14 protein-coding genes are annotated in these 21,745 nt (G+C 42.2%); 7 read left to right on the top strand and 7 right to left on the bottom strand.

Annotated elements, in window-relative coordinates:
- Positions 1-63 precede the first annotated feature (63 nt).
- The 4 genes from HUN01_RS03110 to HUN01_RS03125 all read right to left on the bottom strand — a co-directional run bounded on the left by HUN01_RS03110 (position 64) and on the right by HUN01_RS03125 (position 5,553).
- The gene (locus tag HUN01_RS03110; protein ID WP_181930036.1) at positions 64-801 is read right to left on the bottom strand and encodes an SDR family oxidoreductase; all 738 of its coding nucleotides are present in this window, start codon (positions 799-801) and stop codon (positions 64-66) included.
- A gap of 209 nt (positions 802-1,010) precedes the next feature.
- Positions 1,011-1,817: a class I SAM-dependent methyltransferase gene (locus HUN01_RS03115; protein WP_181930037.1), complete on the bottom strand. Its 807-nt coding sequence runs from the start codon at positions 1,815-1,817 to the stop codon at positions 1,011-1,013.
- Positions 1,818-2,232: 415 nt separating this feature from the next.
- The gene (locus HUN01_RS03120) at positions 2,233-2,592 is read right to left on the bottom strand and encodes a hypothetical protein (protein WP_181930038.1); all 360 of its coding nucleotides are present in this window, start codon (positions 2,590-2,592) and stop codon (positions 2,233-2,235) included.
- Positions 2,593-2,946: 354 nt separating this feature from the next.
- Positions 2,947-5,553 (bottom strand): CHAT domain-containing protein, encoded by a 2,607-nt coding sequence (locus tag HUN01_RS03125; RefSeq protein WP_181930039.1) that lies wholly within the window; start codon positions 5,551-5,553, stop codon positions 2,947-2,949.
- Between the two features lie 412 nt (positions 5,554-5,965).
- Between HUN01_RS03125 and HUN01_RS03130 the strand changes: the two genes are divergently transcribed.
- The 6 genes from HUN01_RS03130 to HUN01_RS03155 all read left to right on the top strand — a co-directional run bounded on the left by HUN01_RS03130 (position 5,966) and on the right by HUN01_RS03155 (position 15,240).
- A complete protein-coding gene (locus tag HUN01_RS03130; protein ID WP_181930040.1) occupies positions 5,966-6,709 on the top strand; it encodes a PPC domain-containing protein in 744 nt (247 codons plus the stop codon).
- A 140-nt stretch (positions 6,710-6,849) separates the two neighbouring features.
- Positions 6,850-7,641: a peptidylprolyl isomerase gene (locus HUN01_RS03135; protein WP_181930041.1), complete on the top strand. Its 792-nt coding sequence runs from the start codon at positions 6,850-6,852 to the stop codon at positions 7,639-7,641.
- A gap of 46 nt (positions 7,642-7,687) precedes the next feature.
- The gene (locus HUN01_RS03140) at positions 7,688-10,618 is read left to right on the top strand and encodes a peptidase domain-containing ABC transporter (RefSeq protein WP_181930042.1); all 2,931 of its coding nucleotides are present in this window, start codon (positions 7,688-7,690) and stop codon (positions 10,616-10,618) included.
- A gap of 50 nt (positions 10,619-10,668) precedes the next feature.
- Positions 10,669-12,168, top strand: a complete 1,500-nt coding sequence (locus tag HUN01_RS03145; RefSeq protein WP_181930043.1) for a beta-barrel domain-containing protein — start codon at positions 10,669-10,671, stop codon at positions 12,166-12,168.
- A gap of 4 nt (positions 12,169-12,172) precedes the next feature.
- Entirely contained in the window at positions 12,173-12,520 is a 348-nt protein-coding gene (locus HUN01_RS03150) for a hypothetical protein (RefSeq protein ID WP_181930044.1), read from the top strand.
- 74 nt (positions 12,521-12,594) lie between these two features.
- Positions 12,595-15,240, top strand: coding sequence for a two-partner secretion domain-containing protein (locus HUN01_RS03155; RefSeq protein WP_181930045.1), 2,646 nt, complete (start codon positions 12,595-12,597; stop codon positions 15,238-15,240).
- A gap of 258 nt (positions 15,241-15,498) precedes the next feature.
- Here the strand turns inward: HUN01_RS03155 and HUN01_RS03160 are convergent, their stop codons facing one another.
- The 3 genes from HUN01_RS03160 to HUN01_RS03170 all read right to left on the bottom strand — a co-directional run bounded on the left by HUN01_RS03160 (position 15,499) and on the right by HUN01_RS03170 (position 20,888).
- Positions 15,499-18,672 (bottom strand): efflux RND transporter permease subunit, encoded by a 3,174-nt coding sequence (locus HUN01_RS03160; RefSeq protein ID WP_181930046.1) that lies wholly within the window; start codon positions 18,670-18,672, stop codon positions 15,499-15,501.
- 196 nt (positions 18,673-18,868) lie between these two features.
- Positions 18,869-20,218: an efflux RND transporter periplasmic adaptor subunit gene (locus tag HUN01_RS03165; protein ID WP_181930047.1), complete on the bottom strand. Its 1,350-nt coding sequence runs from the start codon at positions 20,216-20,218 to the stop codon at positions 18,869-18,871.
- Between the two features lie 283 nt (positions 20,219-20,501).
- Positions 20,502-20,888 carry a hypothetical protein gene (locus HUN01_RS03170; RefSeq protein WP_181930048.1) on the bottom strand — a complete coding sequence of 129 codons (387 nt, stop codon included), beginning with the start codon at positions 20,886-20,888 and terminating at the stop codon, positions 20,502-20,504.
- A gap of 99 nt (positions 20,889-20,987) precedes the next feature.
- Between HUN01_RS03170 and HUN01_RS03175 the strand changes: the two genes are divergently transcribed.
- A complete protein-coding gene (locus tag HUN01_RS03175) occupies positions 20,988-21,662 on the top strand; it encodes a response regulator transcription factor (RefSeq protein WP_181930049.1) in 675 nt (224 codons plus the stop codon).
- Positions 21,663-21,745 lie beyond the last annotated feature (83 nt).

Below are 21,745 nucleotides of genomic sequence, written 5' to 3' on the forward strand. Positions count from 1 at the left end.
GGTGCTAAATCAGTAGTGGTCGAATCCTCTACTGATTTACTCCTCCTGCCTCCTTCAATATGATTACAGCAGGGTTACACCGCCATCCACAGGCAAAATAACTCCTGTTATGTAGGGATTGGTGATCAAACTTAATACAGCTTGCGCCACTTCTTCTGCTTGCCCAAGATGCTGGACAGGTAAGGATGCTTCAGCCCACTTTGTTAGGTCTGAGCGTTCAGAATCGCTTTGACTGCTCCAAATACTGATATCTTCTATCAGTCCGGGGGCAATTACATTCACCCGAATCGGTGAAATTTCTAACGCCAGCGATCGCCCAAAAGTGGCAACGGCAGCATTTGCGGCTGCGATCGCAGAAATCCCCCCCATTTTTGAAGATTTGAAGATAGTGACACTGGATGTTAGGGTAATAGAGCCGTCAGTCGCTATATTTTTCAGCGATGCACGCACAGCAAAGAACGTTCCCCAGAATTTATCCATCCCACCTTGAGCAGTTTGTGTGGTCATCTCTGCTAAAAGCGATCGCGGCATATTTCTGTCTCCCATAGCCGTTACAACCAAATGATCGAAGTTTCCAATCTGCTCAAAAAAAGCATTAACTGAATCTTCGTGCAACACATCAACAGTTTTGCCCTCAATTTCTCCAGAAATTAATGCGATCGCCTCATTTAATTTCTCTTGAGATGAGTGGGTAAGTATAACTTTTGCCCCTACTTCTACCATCTTTTGGGCGATCGCCAGATCGACCCCTGAACTGATGCCAAGAATCACCACTTTCTTGCCTGATAGCAACTTAAACATTGTTTCGCCTGATAAAAGTAAAAAGTATACAATCTATTTTTCAATCAAAAAAAATTTATCTATAGGAGTCCTATTTGATTTTTGAAAAAATTCAGTACAATTTGAAAAGGCTTGTTTCTTATTCCCTATTTCCTATTTTCTACCTATTGTGTACGCAAATAATTTCAGAAATCAAAGCTGATTCTTATATAAAATAACTGTTACCCAACTCAGCACTCAGCACCAGCACTATTCATTGGCTTCTTTGCTGAAACTAATAAATAACCTATAGATGAAGTATTTAACAAACCATCTATCGCACTCACATTTGCCTGATAGCTTTCTTCATCTATATCTTTGGCTTGAAATTCCTCTGCCAACCAAGATTTTAGATGTCGGTAATGTGTTAGCCAGCACTCATCTGTTGCGTCCACAAATTTTAAGAGTTGGAATCCTGCTTGTTGATAAAGATTTTTATACTCCTCAATATCTTTATCTTTGATGATATTTTCCTGTGGAACAATCCAATCACCGAAATACTGTATATTTTCAAAGATGATATCAGAGAGGATGAGATGGCCTCCTGGCTTCAATACTCGCCAAGCCTCTTTGAGAAACTTCTCCCTGTTATTAAAGTAGAAGGCTGCTTCAACACAGATGATGTTATCAAATGAATTATCCTTAAATTCCATCTGTACAGCATCCATGCAAATAAATTTGCACTCTGGGGTGTTAACTGTACTTCTTTCAATTTGTTGGGGCGAAATATTAATGCCCACAACATCAGTAGGCGAGTAATATTTGAATAGATAACCAGTAGTTGCTCCTAAACCGCAACCCACATCCAGGATACTTCCCTTCTTTTCTGGAATAAATTCCAAAAGCTTTTCCATCAGGTTAAAACAGGCTGACTGCTGATTTTGAGTATCCGAGAGCCAATAACCTACATTGAAAAACTCTTGTTGACCATATATCTTTCTAGTCCCCGGATTTAGAATTAAACTGTCAAAGTTGCTGATATATTCGCTTTTATCCATTTTTACTCACATGTTTTTTTAGAGTGGGTAACTCGTGTTGAAAATTCTATTCATTGGAATTCCTTAAAATCCTGAAAATCTTTAGTTATAAAAATACCAATAATGTGAAAACAGAGCCTTGATAATCAAAGAAATATATTTCCCAGCTTAGATTAACTTGCTCCCTGTAGCAGTGTTATGATTAGAGGTATTAAACAGTTTTCTCTGGCTAACAGCTAGCTTTTACACGAAGATAATTCTCGCTCTTATGAGCATGAAATTAGCTATAGACAATAGTACTTATTGCTTGAGCGAGGTATAATAAATCCACCCGCAAGCGAGAAGGGAATTATTATGTACCTCATGTCAATTAGGAAACTCTATAAATAAATTATCTTCAAACTTAGTTGAGATGAACTTAAACTGTTTTTGGAATCTAAATCTCTTGTGTCTCAGTAAAATTTTCTGGGCTAAGTTCATTTTTCAGTTTGAGTTTTAGCTCATCTGAAATTGGTAAATCTTTAATTTCTTGAAGAAGAACTTGAACAGATTCGGTTTTGCTACGTTCTTTATAAATAGCATTAACAATGGCTTCAAGTCCGTATCCTGCTACAGCATCCCCTACAACTGTTATCAGACCAAGTAGGGCTATACCTCCAACTATGCCAAAAGGCCCTCCTAACGCTGTAATGGCAGCTGCTACTGCGGCAGAGCTACCTCCTGATGTAACCGTTAGAATCACCAGAATGACACCAGGAAGACCCAGACCAGCAAGTTTTTTAACGATTTCGTCCATTTTAATCAACCTCAATTCCTTATATACTAGTTAAACATTACCAAGGGCAATAAAATCTATTTAGCCTAATTAAAAACTAAAATTTTTCTCTATTTATTGTTTTTGTAGTCATCTAATTAAACAGATAATCTCAGTTTTATCAATAAAATGCAATAGCAGTATAAGACGGTTAAATGGACAGTTAAGACAGTTAAGTGGACAATTAAGACACTTAAGACAGTTAAGCGGACAGTTAAGACACTTAAGACAGTTAAGCAGATAGTAAAAATATTTAAAATAGTTAATGAATAATAATTACTAACTTTCAGGAGGCACGAGGCAGAAGCAAGACTGCCCTCTGCCTCGTGCTCTTATCTACAACCAGTTACCAACGAGAACATAAGCAGCCCAATACCCTGGACGGCTGTAGTTTGGATACTTTTGTAAAAGGGTTACTTGAGCGCGACGCAGAGCTTCTGCTTTTGTAACTTTGGCAGAAACTAACTCACGATAAAACTCACCAACTAAAATTGCAGTGGAGCGATCGCCAACATTCCATAGACTTGCTATTGTACTCTTTGCACCTGCACGCACAGCAACTCCTGCTAACCCCAGTGTGGCCCGATTGTCTCCCTCTGCTGTCTGACAAGCACTTAAAACGAGGAGTTCTAAGGGTTGTGAGTATATTTCATCTCGACGGCGTAATAGTAAATCAAAGTCAGTAACATTAATTGGCCCATCCGTCGCCAAAATAAATGTATCTTCAGGACGAGAACTGAACTGTCCGTGAGTTGCCAGATGAACAACATTAAATGGAGTAGAGTTAATCTTTCCTTCTAATGCCTTACTAGTGAAATCTTGATCTAAAAGTTTTATGGTTGCTATCCCTGCTTTTGCAATCAAGTTAAACTCAGATTTGATTTCTGGTAAAGGCGGAAATTGTCGAAATTGGGATGGAGGTTGTACCAATCCTCCAGCAAGAACCTGCAAATTTTCTTGTGCTAAAAAATTGGGTTTTTGTAGTTGCAATCCCAAATTTAAAGCAACAGCATATTTCTCAACTAAATATTGTTTGCCATCATATAATACTGCCATTGGTACATTTCGCAATGCACCATCTAATACAAAAACTAAAGTATTGACATTACTATCTTGTAACTCAGACTCGATTGGTTGAATCAACCAACTATATACTTGCTTAGAAAGTATTTTAACTTCCTCTATTCTGTCTGGTTCAGTCAAATACTGCCGCAGTTCCCCTAAAGTTTTTTCTACTTCAACTTGAGATTTATTTACTGAGTAGCGTCGCAAATGCTGCTGAGGAATTTTGACAATGACTTGTAATTCTTCTGGCAGAATAATCGGATAAATAACGGCAGATGTAGGATTATCTCTATCTACTACTTCATCTAATAAAACCTTTGTGACATTTAAGCAGGCTTCCCGAAAAAAATTATCTAAATCTGCTAATTGAAGTGCTTCAATTCGCTGGCGTGCTTTATCTAATGTTTGTTCGCTTTGCTCTCCTGGCGATAAAAGCAATGCTACTGATTCACGATAAATAGGTTCTACACTTTCCTTAAATGAAAATTGTACATCTCGATTAACTCCAACTAGGTCATTTCTGAGAGCTTGTAACTCATTAACAGCAGCATCATAAGCTGCGATCGCTCCTTTGGTATCTCCCTGCTGTTTTAACAAGCGTCCTAGTTGCCAATACCAGTTGTAGGCGATATCTGGTGCATTTACAGATTCAGCTAACTTAAGTGCTTGCTGTGTCAGATTTTGGGCATTCAACCACTGTTTATCCTGTTCATACAGCTTTCCCAGAGTTCCGATCGCATAAGATTCTGCTCGTTTATCACCAAGTACTTGTGCTAGCTTTGTTGTTTTAGCGAGCATTTTAGCAGCAAAATCTTTTGAGTCATTGGCAGATTGCTGTTTTATCAAGCTTTGAGCAAAATGAATTCTGGCATAAACTGCTACTTGAGAGAGTGGCAAACTATCTAACTCAGTAGGAATTTGCTTTAAGAGAGGTTGGGCAATTTTCCACTGTTGTGTATCTAATAGGATAGTCAGAAGATTTATTTGTGCCTGGACTTTGGTAAGAGATGAAGGAGTTTTAGCTATTGCTTGTTGATAAAAGGCGATCGCACTTTGATAATCTTCGGCAATTCTAGAAGTATTGCCCAAACTGAGGAATGCTGCACCGATTGCTGGAACAGATTGCAATTTCTGGGCAGTTTGTAAGCTTTGTTGTAAAACTTCACGGGATTTTTCTAAATCTCCAGTTAATTGGAGTGCATCTCCTAGCGATCGCAATTCTATAACTTTGGTGAGCGAATCTGGTTGAGATTGTAAATTTTGACTGACTTGAGTCAACATTGTTAAGGCACGACGGTAGAATCCTATTACCTGCAACGCCTGTGCTTGATTAATCCGACTGCGGTTGATAGCACTGCGTTGGCGTAGCTCGTCGTAGACATCGCTAGTTGCAGTATATTCTGCCTCAGCTTGTTGCCAAGTTTGTAATGCCTGTTGGGCTTGTCCTTGCTCCAATTGTATACTCCCTTGAATTTCCAGGGTTTGAGCAAGAACGTGCAAGTATTGTTTTGAGTTTTGAGTACCTAGCAGTTGCAAACTGTCATTAATTGCCGTATTTGCTTCGGCAAACATCCCACGCTGTTGATAAACCAAGGCAAGATTACTCAACGTTACCGCTTGCCTCAGCTTGTCTCCCAACGCTTTATATTCTTGAAAGACCTTCTGTAAAACCTGTTGCGCTTCTACTAACCTTCCTGCTTCATACAGTGCTTTTCCCTGTTCTCCTAAATCTTTTAAGCTTTCTTCTGGCCTATAAAAATGTCCAATTGGCAAATCAACTGCATGAGATGCTCTTAACACAGGTGAAACGGTAACAAAAATAAATGCTGTGACTAGCAATAGCAGGAGATACCGAGATAAAGGGAAGGCGTTCCACATTCTACTCTTTCCTTGTTGCTGTTTATCTTTACTATCAATGCAAGAGACTCCATAAGTTGGACTCACACGGAGTAATGAAAATTTATTTTCCCTACTCCCCACTCCCCACTCCCTGTATTTATCGAAAGTTTTTTGTGCTGCTCTCAATAGGTTTTTGACTACTTCAGCAATTTTTTTGCTGAAGTTTGCATAGACTTCAATATCCCACGTATGGATAAGTGTGACAACTAATTGCTGAAGATAATATGAGTTCCCAAATACTCATACTAAACAGTCTTTACTTTACTTGTTGCATTCTCAAATCCTGAAATTCAATTGCAGATTACTTTGTGCTGAAACCCAGACAAAAATTATATCTGCTGTTGTTAACTTGACCAAATTACTATCAACACCCTAACTAAAGGAGAAAAAAATGGCTACTTTTAATCTTGGTACAGTAGGCACTACCCCTGTTGTGAGAAACAATTTCAGTTTAACTACATCCGATCCCACTGATGTCTTTAAGTTTCAAATTAGTGGTACTAAAAACATTAATTTGTCTCTGACAGATATCAGCGCTGGTGATGATGCCGAGTTATTACTTTTTCGAGACAACGGTAACGGTATCTTTGATTCCGGCGACCAACTGGTGAATTCTTCCGCTAATTCTCGCAACAGAGATGAGTCTATTAATGATCGAGAAAATACAGGGACTTATTTTGCCCAAGTCCGTCGCTTTGCTCCTGGTAGTTCCGGCACTGTAAGTTACGATTTTGCTGTGTCTGCGACTACACCCAATTCAACAGCTGGTTTCAGCAATCTTTTACCTAGAGAATTTGAACTTGGTAATTTGTCTGCCGATGTTAGTCGCTCTAGTTTAATCAATGATGGCGACACCACAGATACTTACCAGTTCTCTCTAGGAACATTTGAAGGTGTCAATATTACGCTGAACAGACTCCTAGCTGATGCTGATATTCGACTGATTCGAGACTTTAACAACAATCGCATTGTTGATGCAGGCGAGGAAATTGCACGTTCTACTAGAGGTGGTACTACGGCTGATGTAATTTCTAACATTAGACAATCTGGTGACTACTTCTTGCAAGTTCAGCAATTTACTGGCAATACTGGCTACGACCTGACTTTTGACCACTTCACTACCCCTGAGGCTTAACATTGGTAAGTGGTACTTGAAAGCATTGTCAGGCAATGCTTTCAAGACAGAAATCTTGCAAGCGGTACAGAACTTTACCTGAACTTTGCCGCTTGCATTCCTCAATTTTATAACTACACGGATAAAATATTTCCACAAATATGAGTAAAGTTTTACAAATAAGTGGCGCGATGCCTGGGTTGGGCTATGCCAACATACCTAAAGAAATTATCCCTTTTTTGGCTAGTTACAACCTGATTCCACAATTGTTATCTCAGAGCATTATCGAATTAGCAATCGCACCAATCACCTGCACACAAGCAGAAATATCTCATGCCCTAGAGCAATTTTATCAGCATTGGGATTTGACAAGTCCAGAAAAAATTGAAGATTGGTGCTTGCGTTACGGTTTGACTCCAGAACAATTAGAACTTTTGGCAACCCGAAAGCTGAGAGTAGAAAAGTTTAAAAAAATAACTTGGGGACATCAATTAGAATCCTATTTCCTCAAACGCAAAAGATATTTAGATCGAGTTATTTATTCTTTGATTCAAACTGAAAACAAAAGTATTGTCAACGAGCTATTCTTCAGAATAGCAGAAGGAGAAGATTCCTTTGCTGAATTGGCACGAGAATATTCTCAAGGTTCGGAAGCTGATAGATGTGGCATTATCGGCCCAGTGGAACTTGGTAGTATTACTCCGAATTTTGCTCAACTACTTTACACAAGTCAAGTCGGCGTTGTTCAACCACCCGTAGCTTTTGGAAATTCATGGCTGATTGTGCGTGTGGAAAAAGTAATTTCTGCACAGTTAGATGATTTTATGCGCCAAAGATTACTGCAAGAAAATTTTGAAGCTTGGTTTCAAGAACAATTAAATAAATTGTCGCCAGAGGAAAAAATCTGGATGGGAATTAATACTAAATCTGACCAGGTGCGAGAAGTTGCATAGTAATAGTGAACGAACCGCGAAGGACGCAAAGAGCGCGAAGTAAGAGATGAAAAATACAACAGTAAATCTTCAAGAATTGATTGCAAGTTTGTTTCCATTTAATAACTTGCCAGAAAGTATTTTGGAAAATTGGCTGAGTCAGGCGCAATTTTTACGCTACCGCATTGGACAGGTGATAGTAACTCAAGAAGCTATGCCTACTCAAATTAGTATTATCTATGAAGGGCAAGCTCGATTGTTAGGGTACAATGCTCACAAACCGAATCCTGTGACACTCAAGCTGCTTTCGCCAGGAGAAGTTTTGGGTTGGTTAAGTTATGTGCGGGGGATTGCATGTGAAACCGCGATCGCTTCTACTGAAGTTATCACGATTAATCTACCCATTGCTGATTTTCTCACATTACTCAAGCAAGAGTCAGCTTTTACTCAAGCCTTGCATCAGCAGATTACACTTTTAGAGGTATACGAACTCCTCACAGAAGAACTCAACCGTCGCGCAGATGGGAGCAAAAATTTAGTTAAGCTTGCTCAAGCTGCAACGGAAGCTGCTGTTATTCAAACATTCCCTGCACGTAAAATATCTCACAACCAATTAGATTCAGAATTATTATGGTTAGTCAGTAGTAATTTTAATCCAGAATTTCCTGTAGGGAGTTGCCTAGAATTGGATGATGTTAATCCCACGTTGAAATTTAATACAAGTATGCGTTTAGTGGGGTTACCGAAGTCTTTATTTGGAGAAAATTCCACATCTACAGCACTTTTACCCGCAGAGATTCCCTACGCTTGCGAAATTACCATTACAGAGGAATCAACCACCCAAGTTAAACAAAAGAAGTATCCTTATTTTCGAGGTAGAGGCCCGTTAGATGGTTCTTTAGCTTGCTTTGTCATGTTGAGTCAGTACTTTAATATTCCCTTGCGTCGAGATGTATTGCGGCGAGTTCTGACAAAGCAACAGGAACACAAAGGTAGTATATCTCTACAATTTTGTGCAGCCGCGGCAGAATTAATGGGATTAACAACGCAAATGGTAAAAGTTCCCGCCGTTGCGGTTAGTCGCTTGCAATTACCAATAATGATTGCTTGGCAAGATAGTTTTGCAATTATTTACAAAAATAGCAACCAAGAGTTACTTGTTGCTGTTCCAGAGATGGGATTGTTGCGCTATAAACTGCGAGACTTTGCAGAAAGCTGGGGACAAGAAGGAGAAGTTTTACTCCTGCAAACTACTAAAAATACTCCCAAGTCGCGGTTTAATTTGAGTTGGTTTGTACCTGCAATCAAACGCCACCGCAAAGTACTGATTGAAGTGCTAGTTGCTTCGATTGTAATTCAAATTTTTGGGCTGGTAAATCCTTTAGTCACACAAGTAATTATTGATAAAGTATTAGTTGGTAATAGCCCTGATACTTTGGAAGTTTTTGGGATATTTTTGTTAGTAGTAGCGGTCATTGAAGCCATACTAACCACAGTTCGCACACATTTGTTTGTGGATACAACAAATCGTATTGACTTATCCCTTGGTTCAGAGGTGATTAATCATTTGTTGCGTCTGCCATTATCTTATTTTGAGCGTCATCCTGTGGGGGAATTGGCAACGCGCATTCATGAATTAGAAAATATTCGCTCTTTCTTGACTGGTACAGCCTTAACTGTGGTGATGGATGCAGTGTTTTCTGTAGTCTACATTGTGGTCATGGCATTTTATAGTCCAATTCTTACCTTAGTAGCATTGGTAACAGTACCGTTGTTTGGCTTGCTTAACTTGATAGTATCGCCTTTAATGCGGCGACAATTACAAGAAAAAGCCGAACGCAATGCTGAAACTCAATCTTACTTAGTAGAAGTGATGGGAGGGATGCAGACAGTCAAGGCGCAAAATTTAGAAATGCGATCGCGTTGGCAATGGCAAGAACGTTATGCTCGTTATATCAGCGCTGGTTTCAAAACAGTCTCTACCCAAACTACTGCCAGTTCTTTTAGCAGTTTCTTCAACAAGTTTTCCAGTATGTTAGTCCTGTGGGTAGGCGCTTATCTCGTCCTCAATCAACAACTCACTCTCGGACAACTCATCGCTTTCCGCATCCTTGCAGGTTATGTAACTAGTCCGCTATTACGCTTGATGCAACTTTGGCAGAACTTCCAAGAAACAGCTTTATCTCTGCAACGCCTTGCTGAGATTTTAGATTCTCCTCAAGAAACGGAAACAGAGACACAAAATATTCTCATGCCTAGCATTCAAGGTAATGTCCGCTATGAAAATCTTTGTTTCAGCTTCCGCGAACACGGGGCGTTACAACTTTCCAATATCAATTTAGATTTACCCGCTGGCTCTTTTATTGGCATTGTTGGACAAAGCGGTTCTGGCAAAAGTACATTGCTAAAATTGCTACCCCGGCTTTACGAACCCAAATCTGGCAAAATCTTGATTGATGGCTATGATATCGGCAAAGTCGAACTCTATTCCTTACGCCGTCAAATTGGCATGGTGCTACAAGATACCTTATTATTTGACGGGACAGTGCGGGAAAACATTGCTTTGGGAAGTTCTGAAGCCAGTGATGAGGAAATTATTGCCGCTGCGAAGATAGCATTTGCCCACGACTTTATTATGGACTTGCCAAGCGGCTATAACACCCGTGTAGGTGAGCGTGGTGCTGGGCTTTCTGGGGGACAAAGACAGAGAGTAGCGATCGCTCGTACAGTCCTCCAAAACCCCCAATTGCTCATCCTTGATGAAGCCACCAGCGCCCTAGACTACAACGCCGAAGCTCAAGTTTGCCGCAACTTAGCAACAGCTTTTGAAGGCAAAACAGTATTTTTCATCACTCATCGCCTCAGCACAATTCGCAATGCCGATGTCATTCTCATGATGGAACAAGGTGCCGTAGTAGAACAAGGCACTCATGAAGAATTAATGGCGCGTAAAGGTTATTACTACTGTCTGTATCAACAACAAGAAGCGCAGGTTTAGTCATTTTTCACGCCCCATGCCCAATGCCCAATGCCCCATTCCCATTTATTATGAACATTCAATTCGATCAACCAGTTCTTTTACAACAAACTCCTACTTGGTCAAGAGCGATCGCTTGGACTATTGTTGGAGTTAGCGCCTTCACAGTAATTTGGGCATCAGTGTTCAAAATTGAAGAATCAGTCCATGCTACTGGTAAACTAGAACCACAGGGTGCAGTTAAAGAAATTCAAGCCCCAGTTAACGGTGTAGTTAAAGAGATTCTAGTTAAAGATGGTCAGCGAGTCAAAAAAGGTGAAATCCTCATCAGCCTAGAACAAACAACTTCTGCTGCTGAACTAACTTCATTGAAACAAAGCCGTGCTGCTCAGTTGCAATCAAAACAGTCTTTAGAATTAGAAAACAACTTCTATCGCCGTCAGCTACAAGGCAATATTTCACAGCAGCAAGTAGCACAGCAAACAACTATTTTAAAAATTCAACCAGAACTAGCTTTATTAACTAAAAATCGAGTTGCTATTTTTGCTGAAAACGAATTATATCGCGCCCAATTAAACGGCACAACTACTGGAGTAACTCTCAACCAAGAGCAACAGTTACGCTTGCAAAATCGCCAAAAAGAGTTAACATCGCGCTTGGCAACAGCTAAATTAGAGACTCAACAAACACAACAGCAAGTACTTCAAACACAGGCACAATTAAACAGCGCTCAAGATGTGCTAGCCATTAATCGTCAAATTTACCAAAATCTGAAAACTTTAGAGAAAGAAGGTGCTTACCCCAAGATGCAGATCATGAGGCAGGAACAAGAGGTAAATTTGAAACAAGCCGAAGTGATTCGCCTAACTCAAGAAAAGCATAAATTACAGTTAACAGTTGCTCAAACAAATGAGAAATTTATAAATACTGCGGCGGTGTCTCAAGAAGACTTACTAGCCAAAATTACAGATAACGATAAAAGAATAGCCGAAATTGACAGTCAATTAACCAAAGTAATTATTGAAAATCAGAAACGACTTTATGAGATTAATAGTCAAATTGGTGAGATTGACAGCAAGTTAGCTCAAGCACAACAAACTCTCAAATACCAGAAAATTACTGCACCTGTAAATGGAACTGTCTTTGAACTCAAAGCTCAAGCAGCAGGGTTTGTCGTCAACTCCAGCGAACCGATTCTCAAACTTGTTCCTAGTGATAACTTAGTTGCTAAAGTTTATATCACCAACCGCGATATCGGCTTTGTTCAAGAAGGGCAACAAGTAGATGTGAGAATTGATTCCTTTCCTTTTCAGGAGTATGGTGATATTAAAGGCGAATTAATTGAGATTGGCTCTGATGCTTTACCTCCAGACCAAGTTTATAATTTCTGGCGTTTTTCAGCAAAGGTACGCCTCAACGGACAAAATTTACTGATTACTAATCAACGCCAAATTCCATTGCAATCAGGGATGTCCATTAATGGCAATATTAAATTGCGTCAACGTACTGTTATGAGTATCTTCACTGATTTCTTGGTGGATAAAGCGGAAAGCTTGAAGTCTGTCAGATAAACGAATGCAGGTCGATGCAACTAAGGTGCAGGTCGATGCAACTAAGGTGCAGACCGATGCAACTAAGGTGCAGGTCAATGCAACTAAGGTGCAGACCGATGCAACTAAGGTGCAGGTCGATGCAACTAAGGTGCAGACCGATGCAACTAAGGTGCAGGTCGATGCAACTAAGGTGCAGACCGATGCAACAAAGAGCGTTAAGCCAAGAGACGCGATAAATCGCCGTCAAGACAAAGGATTGATTATTGTAGAGACGGCGATTTATCGCGTCTTTGTGATTGAGAATTTTCATCAAAAAGCCCTAACCAAACCGTATTGGGTGCAGGTCGATGCAATTTTAGTTTCAGCTTAAGAGACAATTGTTAAACAAGGTTTTTATTAAGAACGCTGGCTAAAAACTCCGTGTTTTCAAGCTGGGGATAAAATATGCAACAAATCTATTGGCTGCAAGGACTAGGAATTACTATAAGTAGCGTCACAGTTTTTTGGTCAAATTACTCACTTGCCCAAATTACCCCAGATACTACTCTCTCAAATAATTCCAATGTTACAAGAGACGGTAACACCAGTATTATTGAGGGAGGAACTCAAACCGGAAGTAATCTTTTTCACAGTTTTCAAGAGTTTTCTGTGCCCACTGGCGATACAGCTTTCTTTAATAATGCTACCAATATTCAAAATATTATTAGTCGGGTAACAGGTGGCTCAGTTTCTAACATTGACGGATTAATCCGCGCTAACGGTACAGCCAATCTATTTCTAATTAATTCTAATGGAATTATTTTTGGGCAGAATGCACGGTTAAATATTGGCGGTTCCTTTGTCGGCAGCACTGCTAATAGCTTGAAATTTGCTGATGGCTTTGAGTTTAGTGCAACGGCTCCACAAAAAACACCCTTATTAACAATAAATGCTCCCATCGGCTTGCAATTTGGGGAGAATCCTGGAGATATTCGCGTGCAGGGGATTGGTGGTGTCAGAAGCCGAGATGAGGGGCTGGGACTGAGAGTACCTTTAGGTAAAACTTTAGCTCTTGTAAGCGGTAATGTCACAATAGATAGTGCTTTTCTATATGCTCCAGGGGGAAGAATTGAATTAGGTAGTGTCACTGGAGTTAATCAGGTCAATCTCAACCAAACAAACCAAGGCTGGACGTTAAATTATCAGAATGCCAACAACTTGGGAAATATTCAAATCATTAGAAGTTTTGTAGATATTGCTATTGAAAGAGGCAGCAATATTCAGAGTCAACAAGAGCGTGGCGCAATCTCTATCCAAGCTTCAGAGTTAGACGTGAAAGGAACCTCTGTTGTCAGAGCTAGTACTTTCACCTCAGCACCCAGTGGAAATATCAGCATTAATGTCCAAAGATTAATTATACAGGAAGGAGCATCTGTAATAACTCAAGTCTCTGGCACGGGTTCGGGAGGAGATTTGACTATAAATGCCTCAGAGTCGGTGCAATTAATTGGCACTGACCCTGATTTTCCATTTCCTACCGTCTTATCTACTGAGACTGATGGAGGAGCAAAGGCAGGTTCCTTAACAATTAATACTCCTGTATTGCTCCTTCAAGATTATGCACTAGTAAGTGCTGCTACATTTGGTGCAGAAGATGCGGGAGACTTGACAATTAATACTGGTGAGTTGGTGATTAAGAATGGGGCAGCAGTAGATACTGGTACATTTGGTGCAGGCAAAGGCGGGAATTTAACTATCACAGCCAATAAAATACAAGTCATCGATCGCGATGTCAATGGTCGGCGCAGCGGCATCAGTGCTAGTGCTGAAGCAGGCTCAACCGGAAATGCCGGAAACTTAAACATTACCACTAATGAGTTGCTGATTCAAAATGGGGCACAGGTAGCTACTGCTACATTTGGTGCGGGTAAAGGAGGGAATTTGAATGTAAAAGCAGACACAGTGCAAGCGTTTGGCAACCCTACCGTTGGTGTTCGAGGTAGCAGTTTCTTGAGTACTCAAGCTACCGAAAGTTCAACCGGAGATGCGGGAGACATGACGATTAGCACTGGTGAGTTGCTTGTTCGAGATGGGGCACAGGTAAATACTGCTACATTGGGTGCAGGCAAAGGAGGAAATTTGACTATCAAAGCCGATACTGTGCAACTGAGTGGTCAATCTCCTATCGGCAGAGCCAGTAGTATATCTACTAGTGCTGAATTCAGTTCAAGTGGAACGGCTGGAAATCTGACGATGAACACCCGTGAGCTTTTGATTGAAGATAGAGCTGGAGTGTTTGTTAGAAGTCAAGGAACAGGGAATGCCGGAAATTTAACTATCGATGCGAGTTCTGTTCGTTTGAACAATGGCACTTTGACGGGTGACACTCGCAGCGTTAACACTGACCCCAATCAACCACAGGCAACTATTAACCTACGTGTAAAAGACTTAATTTTGTTGCGTCGTAATAGCAACATTACTGCTAACGCTACTGGCGAAAATGTGATTGGTGGCGATGTTAATATTGACACTAAATTCTTAGCCGCAGCTGAAAATAGCGATATCACAGCCACCTCTGATGACTTTCGTGGCGGTCGGGTGAGAATAAAAGCTATCGGCATCTTCGGCACGCAGTTGCGGAATGAACGTACTTCCGAAAGTGACATTACTGCTAGAGGTAAAACTCCAGAATTGAGTGGCACTATAGAACTTAACACACCCGATGTTGACCCCAGTCGGGGATTAGTGGAGTTACCTGTAAATTTAGTTGATGCTTCACAGCAAATCGCTCAAGGCTGCACTCCTAGACGTGGGCAAAGCAATAGTTTTGTTATCACCGGACGTGGAGGAATGCCTTTAAGTCCCAGTCAACCATTGCGTCCAAGGGGAGTTATTACCCAATGGGTGACACTGGATGAAGGGATAGAAAACGAAACAGACGCCCAAGCAAAACCAACTTTAACTGAAAATCAACAGCCAATTATCGAGGCTCAAGGATGGGTAGTAGATAAACGAGGTGATGTTCAGTTTGTGGCTCAAGTACCAAATGAAATGAGAATTCAGGAGTCAGGAGTCAGAAGTCAGAATAGATTTTGTAGTGCTGGCTCGTGAAATATGGATTTGTCTCACGCAGAGACGCAGGTCTGGGGAAAGGGGAAAGGTTAAAGGTTAAAGGGGAAAGGGGAAAGGGGAAAGGTAAGGCTTTATAATGCTCTGCATGGGAATGAGATCAACATTTAGATATGCTGGTTTTCCAGAAGGTGAATACCCTAGTACCGCAAGGCGGAATTAAAAATCAAAAATTAAAAATGAATACAGCATAAGGGTTTCGCTGATTTGGAATGATTGGTTTATTTCCGCCGTGTTGTACTAGTTAGTAGCTAGTTTGTCTGGTTTTTTTGCAGATGGCGATCGCGGCGATTTACGTCCAGAGATATCATGTAGTAAACCCATAAGTGCGGGTACAACAGTAGGTGTCAAAATAGTAGAAAAAGCCAGACCACCTGTTAAGACAATGCCTAATCCCTGATATAACTCTGAACCCTGTCCGGGTAGAACTGCTAGCGGTAACATCCCCAAGACACTAGTTCCAGCAGACATAAAAATTGCCCGTAAGCGATCGCTTGTCGCATTATATAAGGATGCATCATAATCCTCACCTGCTTGCTGGAGTTGCAAGGCGCGATCGACTAGTAGAATGGCGTTGTTCACAACCACACCCGTCAGAATCACGAATCCCAACGCTGTAATCATATCCAATGCCACATTCATTCCCGGAATCATGTTGGCAATTACTAGACTCAAGAGTGCGCCACTCATACCCATCGGCACTGTGGCCATAATTACCACTGGGTAAAGGAATGAGCGATATAACGCCACCAGTAACAAGTAAGTAATCAAAATCGAAATTGCAAATGCAGCAGCTAATTGACCAACAGTTGTAGCCAACTGATCTGCTGAACCTGCTAGTTCTAAGCGATAGCCCGTTGGTAAACTCGCACGCAGAGGAGTCAGAATTTCTTCTTCGGCACGTTCTACCAGGGTAGCAAGGGGGGCATCTGGTGCAAGGGAGACAGTGAGGCTAATTGAGCGCTCTAAATTAACGTGGTTAATGGCATCGGCTCCCGTAGTTTCACGGATTTCGGCGATATCGCCCAGTTGCACTTGTCGTCCTTGTGCATATAGAGGCAATTGGCGCAGTTGTTCTGGCGTTTCCACAGCAGTATTTTGCAGTTCCACTGAGACATCTAGTTCTTCTTTGCCATCAATGTAATTGGAAACAACTCGACCGCCCAATGCTGCTTCTACCATTGAACCAATTTCCGCTTCCGAAAGTCCTACTTCGGCGATGCGTTCGCGGTTGGGAATCACTTGCAATTCACCCGCACCCAAGACAAAGTTTGAGCGGACATTCTGCACCCCAGCAAGCGATCGCAATTTGCCGGTAATTTGCTTTTCTAAGTCACCAATTTGGTTTAAATCAGCCCCAACAATATCGACTTCAAATTCTTTCCCCGGATCGCGGAATATAGAAATCCGCGTTGGGATGACGAAGCGGTATCCAGCAAAGTTACTACTTTGGGCGCGTAACCGATCCACCATATCAGCCAGTCCCGTAGTGGTGGCAAATTCTGGTTTTAAAATAGTTGCAATACCGCGTAATGCTCCTGGACGGTCAACATACATGATGCGCTCAACTTCTGGTTGCGATCGCAGAAATTTTTGTACAGGTTCCGATTGCCGAATCGCTTCGGGTATACTGGTTCCAGGCAAAGGTTCCGCCCGCAACACCACTAAGTTACGATTTCCTTCGGGTAGATAATCGGCAGGTGGTAAGAGAAAAATACTAGTCACGAGTAAAACAATCGGAATCGCCAGCACAATTAATCTGCGCCCAATACGCTTACGTCCCAGTGACCAACTAACAGTAGCGACGAGAAAGTTTTCCAGTTTGGTTTGGAAATGACGAAACACCGCAGAGGTTTTAGCCACCATCCGTTCAAACCAATTACCGCCCCGATATTCACCACCCTCCATCATTTGCATGGCTTCCGATTGCTTGAGGAACAATCCCGATAGCATTGGGACTAAAGTTAATGCCGCAAACAGGGAGAATAAAGAAGAGGCAGAAAGAGCGATCGCCATATCAGCATAGAGTTGCCCAGCTTCACCCGTCACCATTAACAAGGGTACAAAGACCACTACGTTGGTTAAGGTGGAACCAAGCATTGCACCCCAAACTTCTTGAGTACCTTCAATGGCTGCCCGCATCGCACTTTTACCTTGCTGCATGTGGGTGAAGACATTCTCAATCACGACGATCGCATTATCTACGACCATACCCACTGCAAACGCCAATCCCGCCAAACTGATGATGTTTAATGTGCGTCCAAATGCAGACATGACAATAAACACCATAATCAGTGTAATGGGAATTGTGATTGCCACGACTGCAACGGTACGCATGGAACCAAGGAACAGAATCAAGACAATGGTTGCTAACAGTGCCCCACTAACTAAGTTGCCTTGGACAAATTCAATGGATTGATTGATGTACTGGCTCTCATCATAGTTGTAGACAAAGCGAATGCCTTGATTTTGCTTGTCAAACTCAGTTTGCAGTGCCGCAATTTCCGCCCGAATGCCTTTAGCCACCTCTGGCACATTCGCCCCAATTTGCCGAATTACACCGACTGCTGCCCCAGGTTTGCCGTTGAACACCAACGCACCATCTTGGGGTTTGCGTCCCATCTGGACTTTTGCTACATCTCGCAAGTAAACAGTGCCCGATTGATCGCGTCGCAACACAAAACCTTCAATTTGCGATAAATCTTGCGATCGGCTGATTGTACGGACTCGATATTCCCGTCGTCCGAGAATTAATGGCCCACCCCGAATATCGCGGTTGTTTTCTTGAAGAACTCGGACAACATCACCAATTGCAAGGTTGCGATCGCTTAATGCTTTTGGATCAACCTTCACCTCAACTTCTCGTTCTTGTCCACCTACTAACAAAAATTGTCCAGTTCCCTCGACTCGCCGCAAACGGGGAATTACTACTTCTTCTGCTAAATCTCGATAACGGTCTGCATCCGGTTGAAATCCGTCTTTGGTATCAAACGGAATCCACATCATCGGAGAACTGTTACCACCTACCAGTTCCACACTCGATTCCTGCGCTTCTGGCGGTAAGCTTCCCACCTGCTGCAAGCGGTTGAGAACATCTACCATCCGTTCTCTGGCGTTGGCATCTTGAGCAAATTCCAAGGTGATGCTGCTGCGTCCAGCACGAGAGGTACTAGTAATTTCTTGGACACCTAGCACCTCTTCCATTTGTTCTTCGATGGGGCGGGTAATTAGGTCTTCTACTTCTGTTGGCCCTGCACCGGGATAGGTAGTTGTAATAGTAATTTCCGGGCGATCGCCTCCTGGTTGCAATTCTAGGGGTAACTTTAGTAGGGAGAATACCCCGAACATTGCCAGCAAGCAAAACAAAACAAAAGTTCCATGTCGCCAACGAACGGCGGTTTCAATAAAGTTCATATTAATTGGTAATTCAGAAAATCATATTTAAACTGGGTTTCGAGTCTTTTGAAGGAAAGGTTAAAGGAGAAAGAGACGATTCTTCCTCTTTAACCAACTTCTGCAAGAAGTCTATGGAGTAGTACAACCTATGTTTTAACCAACTTTGGGGGTTTAAATACCAGCCACAAAACGTAATTGCGAATTGCGAATTGTTTCAAGTTGGATCAACTATCTTTACAGGCGCACCATCTTGCAATCCATCACCGCCACGTAGCACAATGCGTTGACCGGTGCGTAAAGTGGGATGATAAATTGCGACATTTTTACCCATGTCAGAAACCATCTCGACTGGAATTTGTTTAGCTTTGCCATCTGCAACTGCAAAAACTAGCCACTCGTTTTGTCTTCTGGTTAAGGCATCTCGTGATACCACAAAGCTGGAGCGGTTCGAGGGCATATTTAAGTTGCCTGCGATCGCCATTCCTGGTATTAATCCTGACGGGGGTTTGTTAATTTGGACACGCACCATCTGGCGACGAGAGGCTGTATTGGCAGAAGGGACTACAGCAGTAATAGTGGAGCGTTGTTTCCATTGCGGTAGGGCGCGAGTTGTGAGATCGATTGTCATCCCTGGGGTAACTTTACCACTGAGTTCTTCAGGTAACTCTAGGAAAATGTCGAAGCGATCGCCTGCTACTAAGGTGACAATTTCACCAGAACTTTGTACCAAATCACCATTGCTGATATGACGAGTCTGCACTATCCCCGATTCCGATGCCAGAATCCGCGTGCGCTGCTGTGCTAATTCTGCTTGAGCTAAACTGGCTTTAGCTGCTTCTACATTTGCCCGTTGAGCGGCAATTTCTTCTTGAATCGGCCCAGCTTTCGCTTCGGCAAGTTCTGCCTCGGCTTCTAACCGTTCTCCTTGAATATTATTCAATTGTGCTTGGGCTTCCACTAACAATCTTTGAGATAAAGCACCCTCTTTCACAAGATCGCTGGTGCGTTTCAGGTTATCCTGTGCTTCCAGTTCTCGCGCCTTCGCAGATGTGACAGCCGCTTGCCGTTGAGCAATGATTTCAGGACGAGTACCGACTTCCAAACGTGCCAAATTGCTCCGTTGTTGTGCCAGTTGCGCTCGTGCTTGGGTAATTGCCAATTGCTGATCGGTATCATCCAGTAAAGCGATCGCCATTCCTATTTTGACGCGATCGCCTGGTTGCACCGAAATTTGCTTGACAATTCCACCAGTTTGAGCGCGGATTGTTGACTGCTGAGTTGCTTCTACTTGTCCCAACAACTGGACACTTCTTGTAGCACTTCCAGTTGCGAGGGAGATTGTTTCAATTGGTTTTGGAGGTGGCCCCTGTTGTTGTGCAACAGAGGAGCGTGGTGCGCCACCAGGAGCGAACATCCGCCATAAGATAATGCCACCGGTTGCTAGAAATAGAATCAGCAATCTCCAGAACCAAGGTTTACCTGAACGAGTCGGTGCTAACTCAGAAGGCACAGAACTATCTGATTGGGTTTCAACCTTTGAAACTTCAGTTTCAGAAGTATCCATAGCGATTAACGGTGGGCTACTGAGGGTTAAGTACTAACTATTAACCGTTGAAAGTGAACAATGAATAGTCCAATGTTCGCTATCAACAGTCAATTATTTTTAGATAAAAGTAAATTTACGTTACCTTTTCTGTAGTTTATTGCATAAATATGACAAAGAAATGTCAAGGATAGTCATTGGGAATTGGGCATTGGGCATTGGGCATTGGGAATTGGGCATTGGGCATTGGGCATTGGGCATTGGGTATGGGGCATTAGCCATTGGTCATTGGTCAAAAAGTTTCCTACTGCTTTGACTCAACTATTAGTTCTTTAACGCGATCGCGCGGTAAACCTAACTCTTGACTAAGAGCGGCTTCAAGTTGGCTTATATCTGTGATTGGAAATTCAAATACTATCCTTGTGAGAACTGAGTTGTTGGTTTTAACGTTCACCCGTGAAATTCCTTTTTCGGGGAGAACTTCCACTTTAATCGCTACTATCCTTTTCATAATCTGTCGTGCCGATTGGGTATCTGCTAGCAGATATTTTTTGGTGAGATTGGAGTGACTTAAAATCCGATCTCCAACAAAGCCGCTTCCCAGCCAAAAAACTAACCCAATCAACGGCAAGGACAACCAAAACACAAAGCCTAACGATCGCAACGCTTGAAAAAATTGAAGTTGCTGCATGGAAGGTATCAGGTTGAGTGTTTCCCGTCACTTTTGCGTTATCCTTTTACCTTAATCTAAAATTAGCAAGGAAAAATTACGGCAACCTGAGCAAATAGGATGTTGATCTTACTAGTCGAAGATGACACATCGCAGTTAGAGCCACTGCGGGCAGCCTTATTGAAGGTGGGGCATACAGTCGATGCGATCGCTGATGGGGAAACAGCACAATGGTTTGCCTTTCGCAAAGACTATGACTTACTGATTCTAGATTGGATGTTGCCTAAAGTCAGTGGCGTAGAATTGTGTCAAGTATATCGACGCGCAGGTAAGCTGACTCCTGTATTGATGCTGACGGCAAAAGACACGGTTTTAGATAAAGTAATGGGTTTAGATGCTGGAGCCGATGATTACTTAGTAAAGCCTATAGATGTTCTAGAGTTATTGGCACGAGTCCGGGCACTAGGAAGGCGATCGCCTATGTGGCAAGGAGATATACTTAGCTTGGGCGATTTGCAACTTCATTTATCCAGTTTGACGCTCGAACTTGGTTCATTGACAACTCAACTTTCTAGCCGGGAGTTTCAATTGATGGAGTATTTAATGCGTCATCCCCGCCAAGTATTATCTCATAACCAGATTGAGCAAGCCCTTTGGAGCTACGGAGAGGAACCAGAAAGTAACGCAGTCACTACCTTAGTTCGCCGCTTGCGCCAGCGCCTACAAACCATTGGTGTCAAAGATTGGATAGAAACAGTCCATCGGATGGGCTATCGAATAAATCCGCCTTTCTAAGCCGTTAGGAGGCAGAGGGCAGAGGGCAGGGGGCAGGGGGCAGGGGAGCAGGGGGCAGGGGAGCAGAGAAGGAAAAACTAATG

The sequence above is a fragment of the Nostoc edaphicum CCNP1411 genome, assembly GCF_014023275.1.
GTDB classification, from domain to species: domain Bacteria; phylum Cyanobacteriota; class Cyanobacteriia; order Cyanobacteriales; family Nostocaceae; genus Nostoc; species Nostoc edaphicum_A.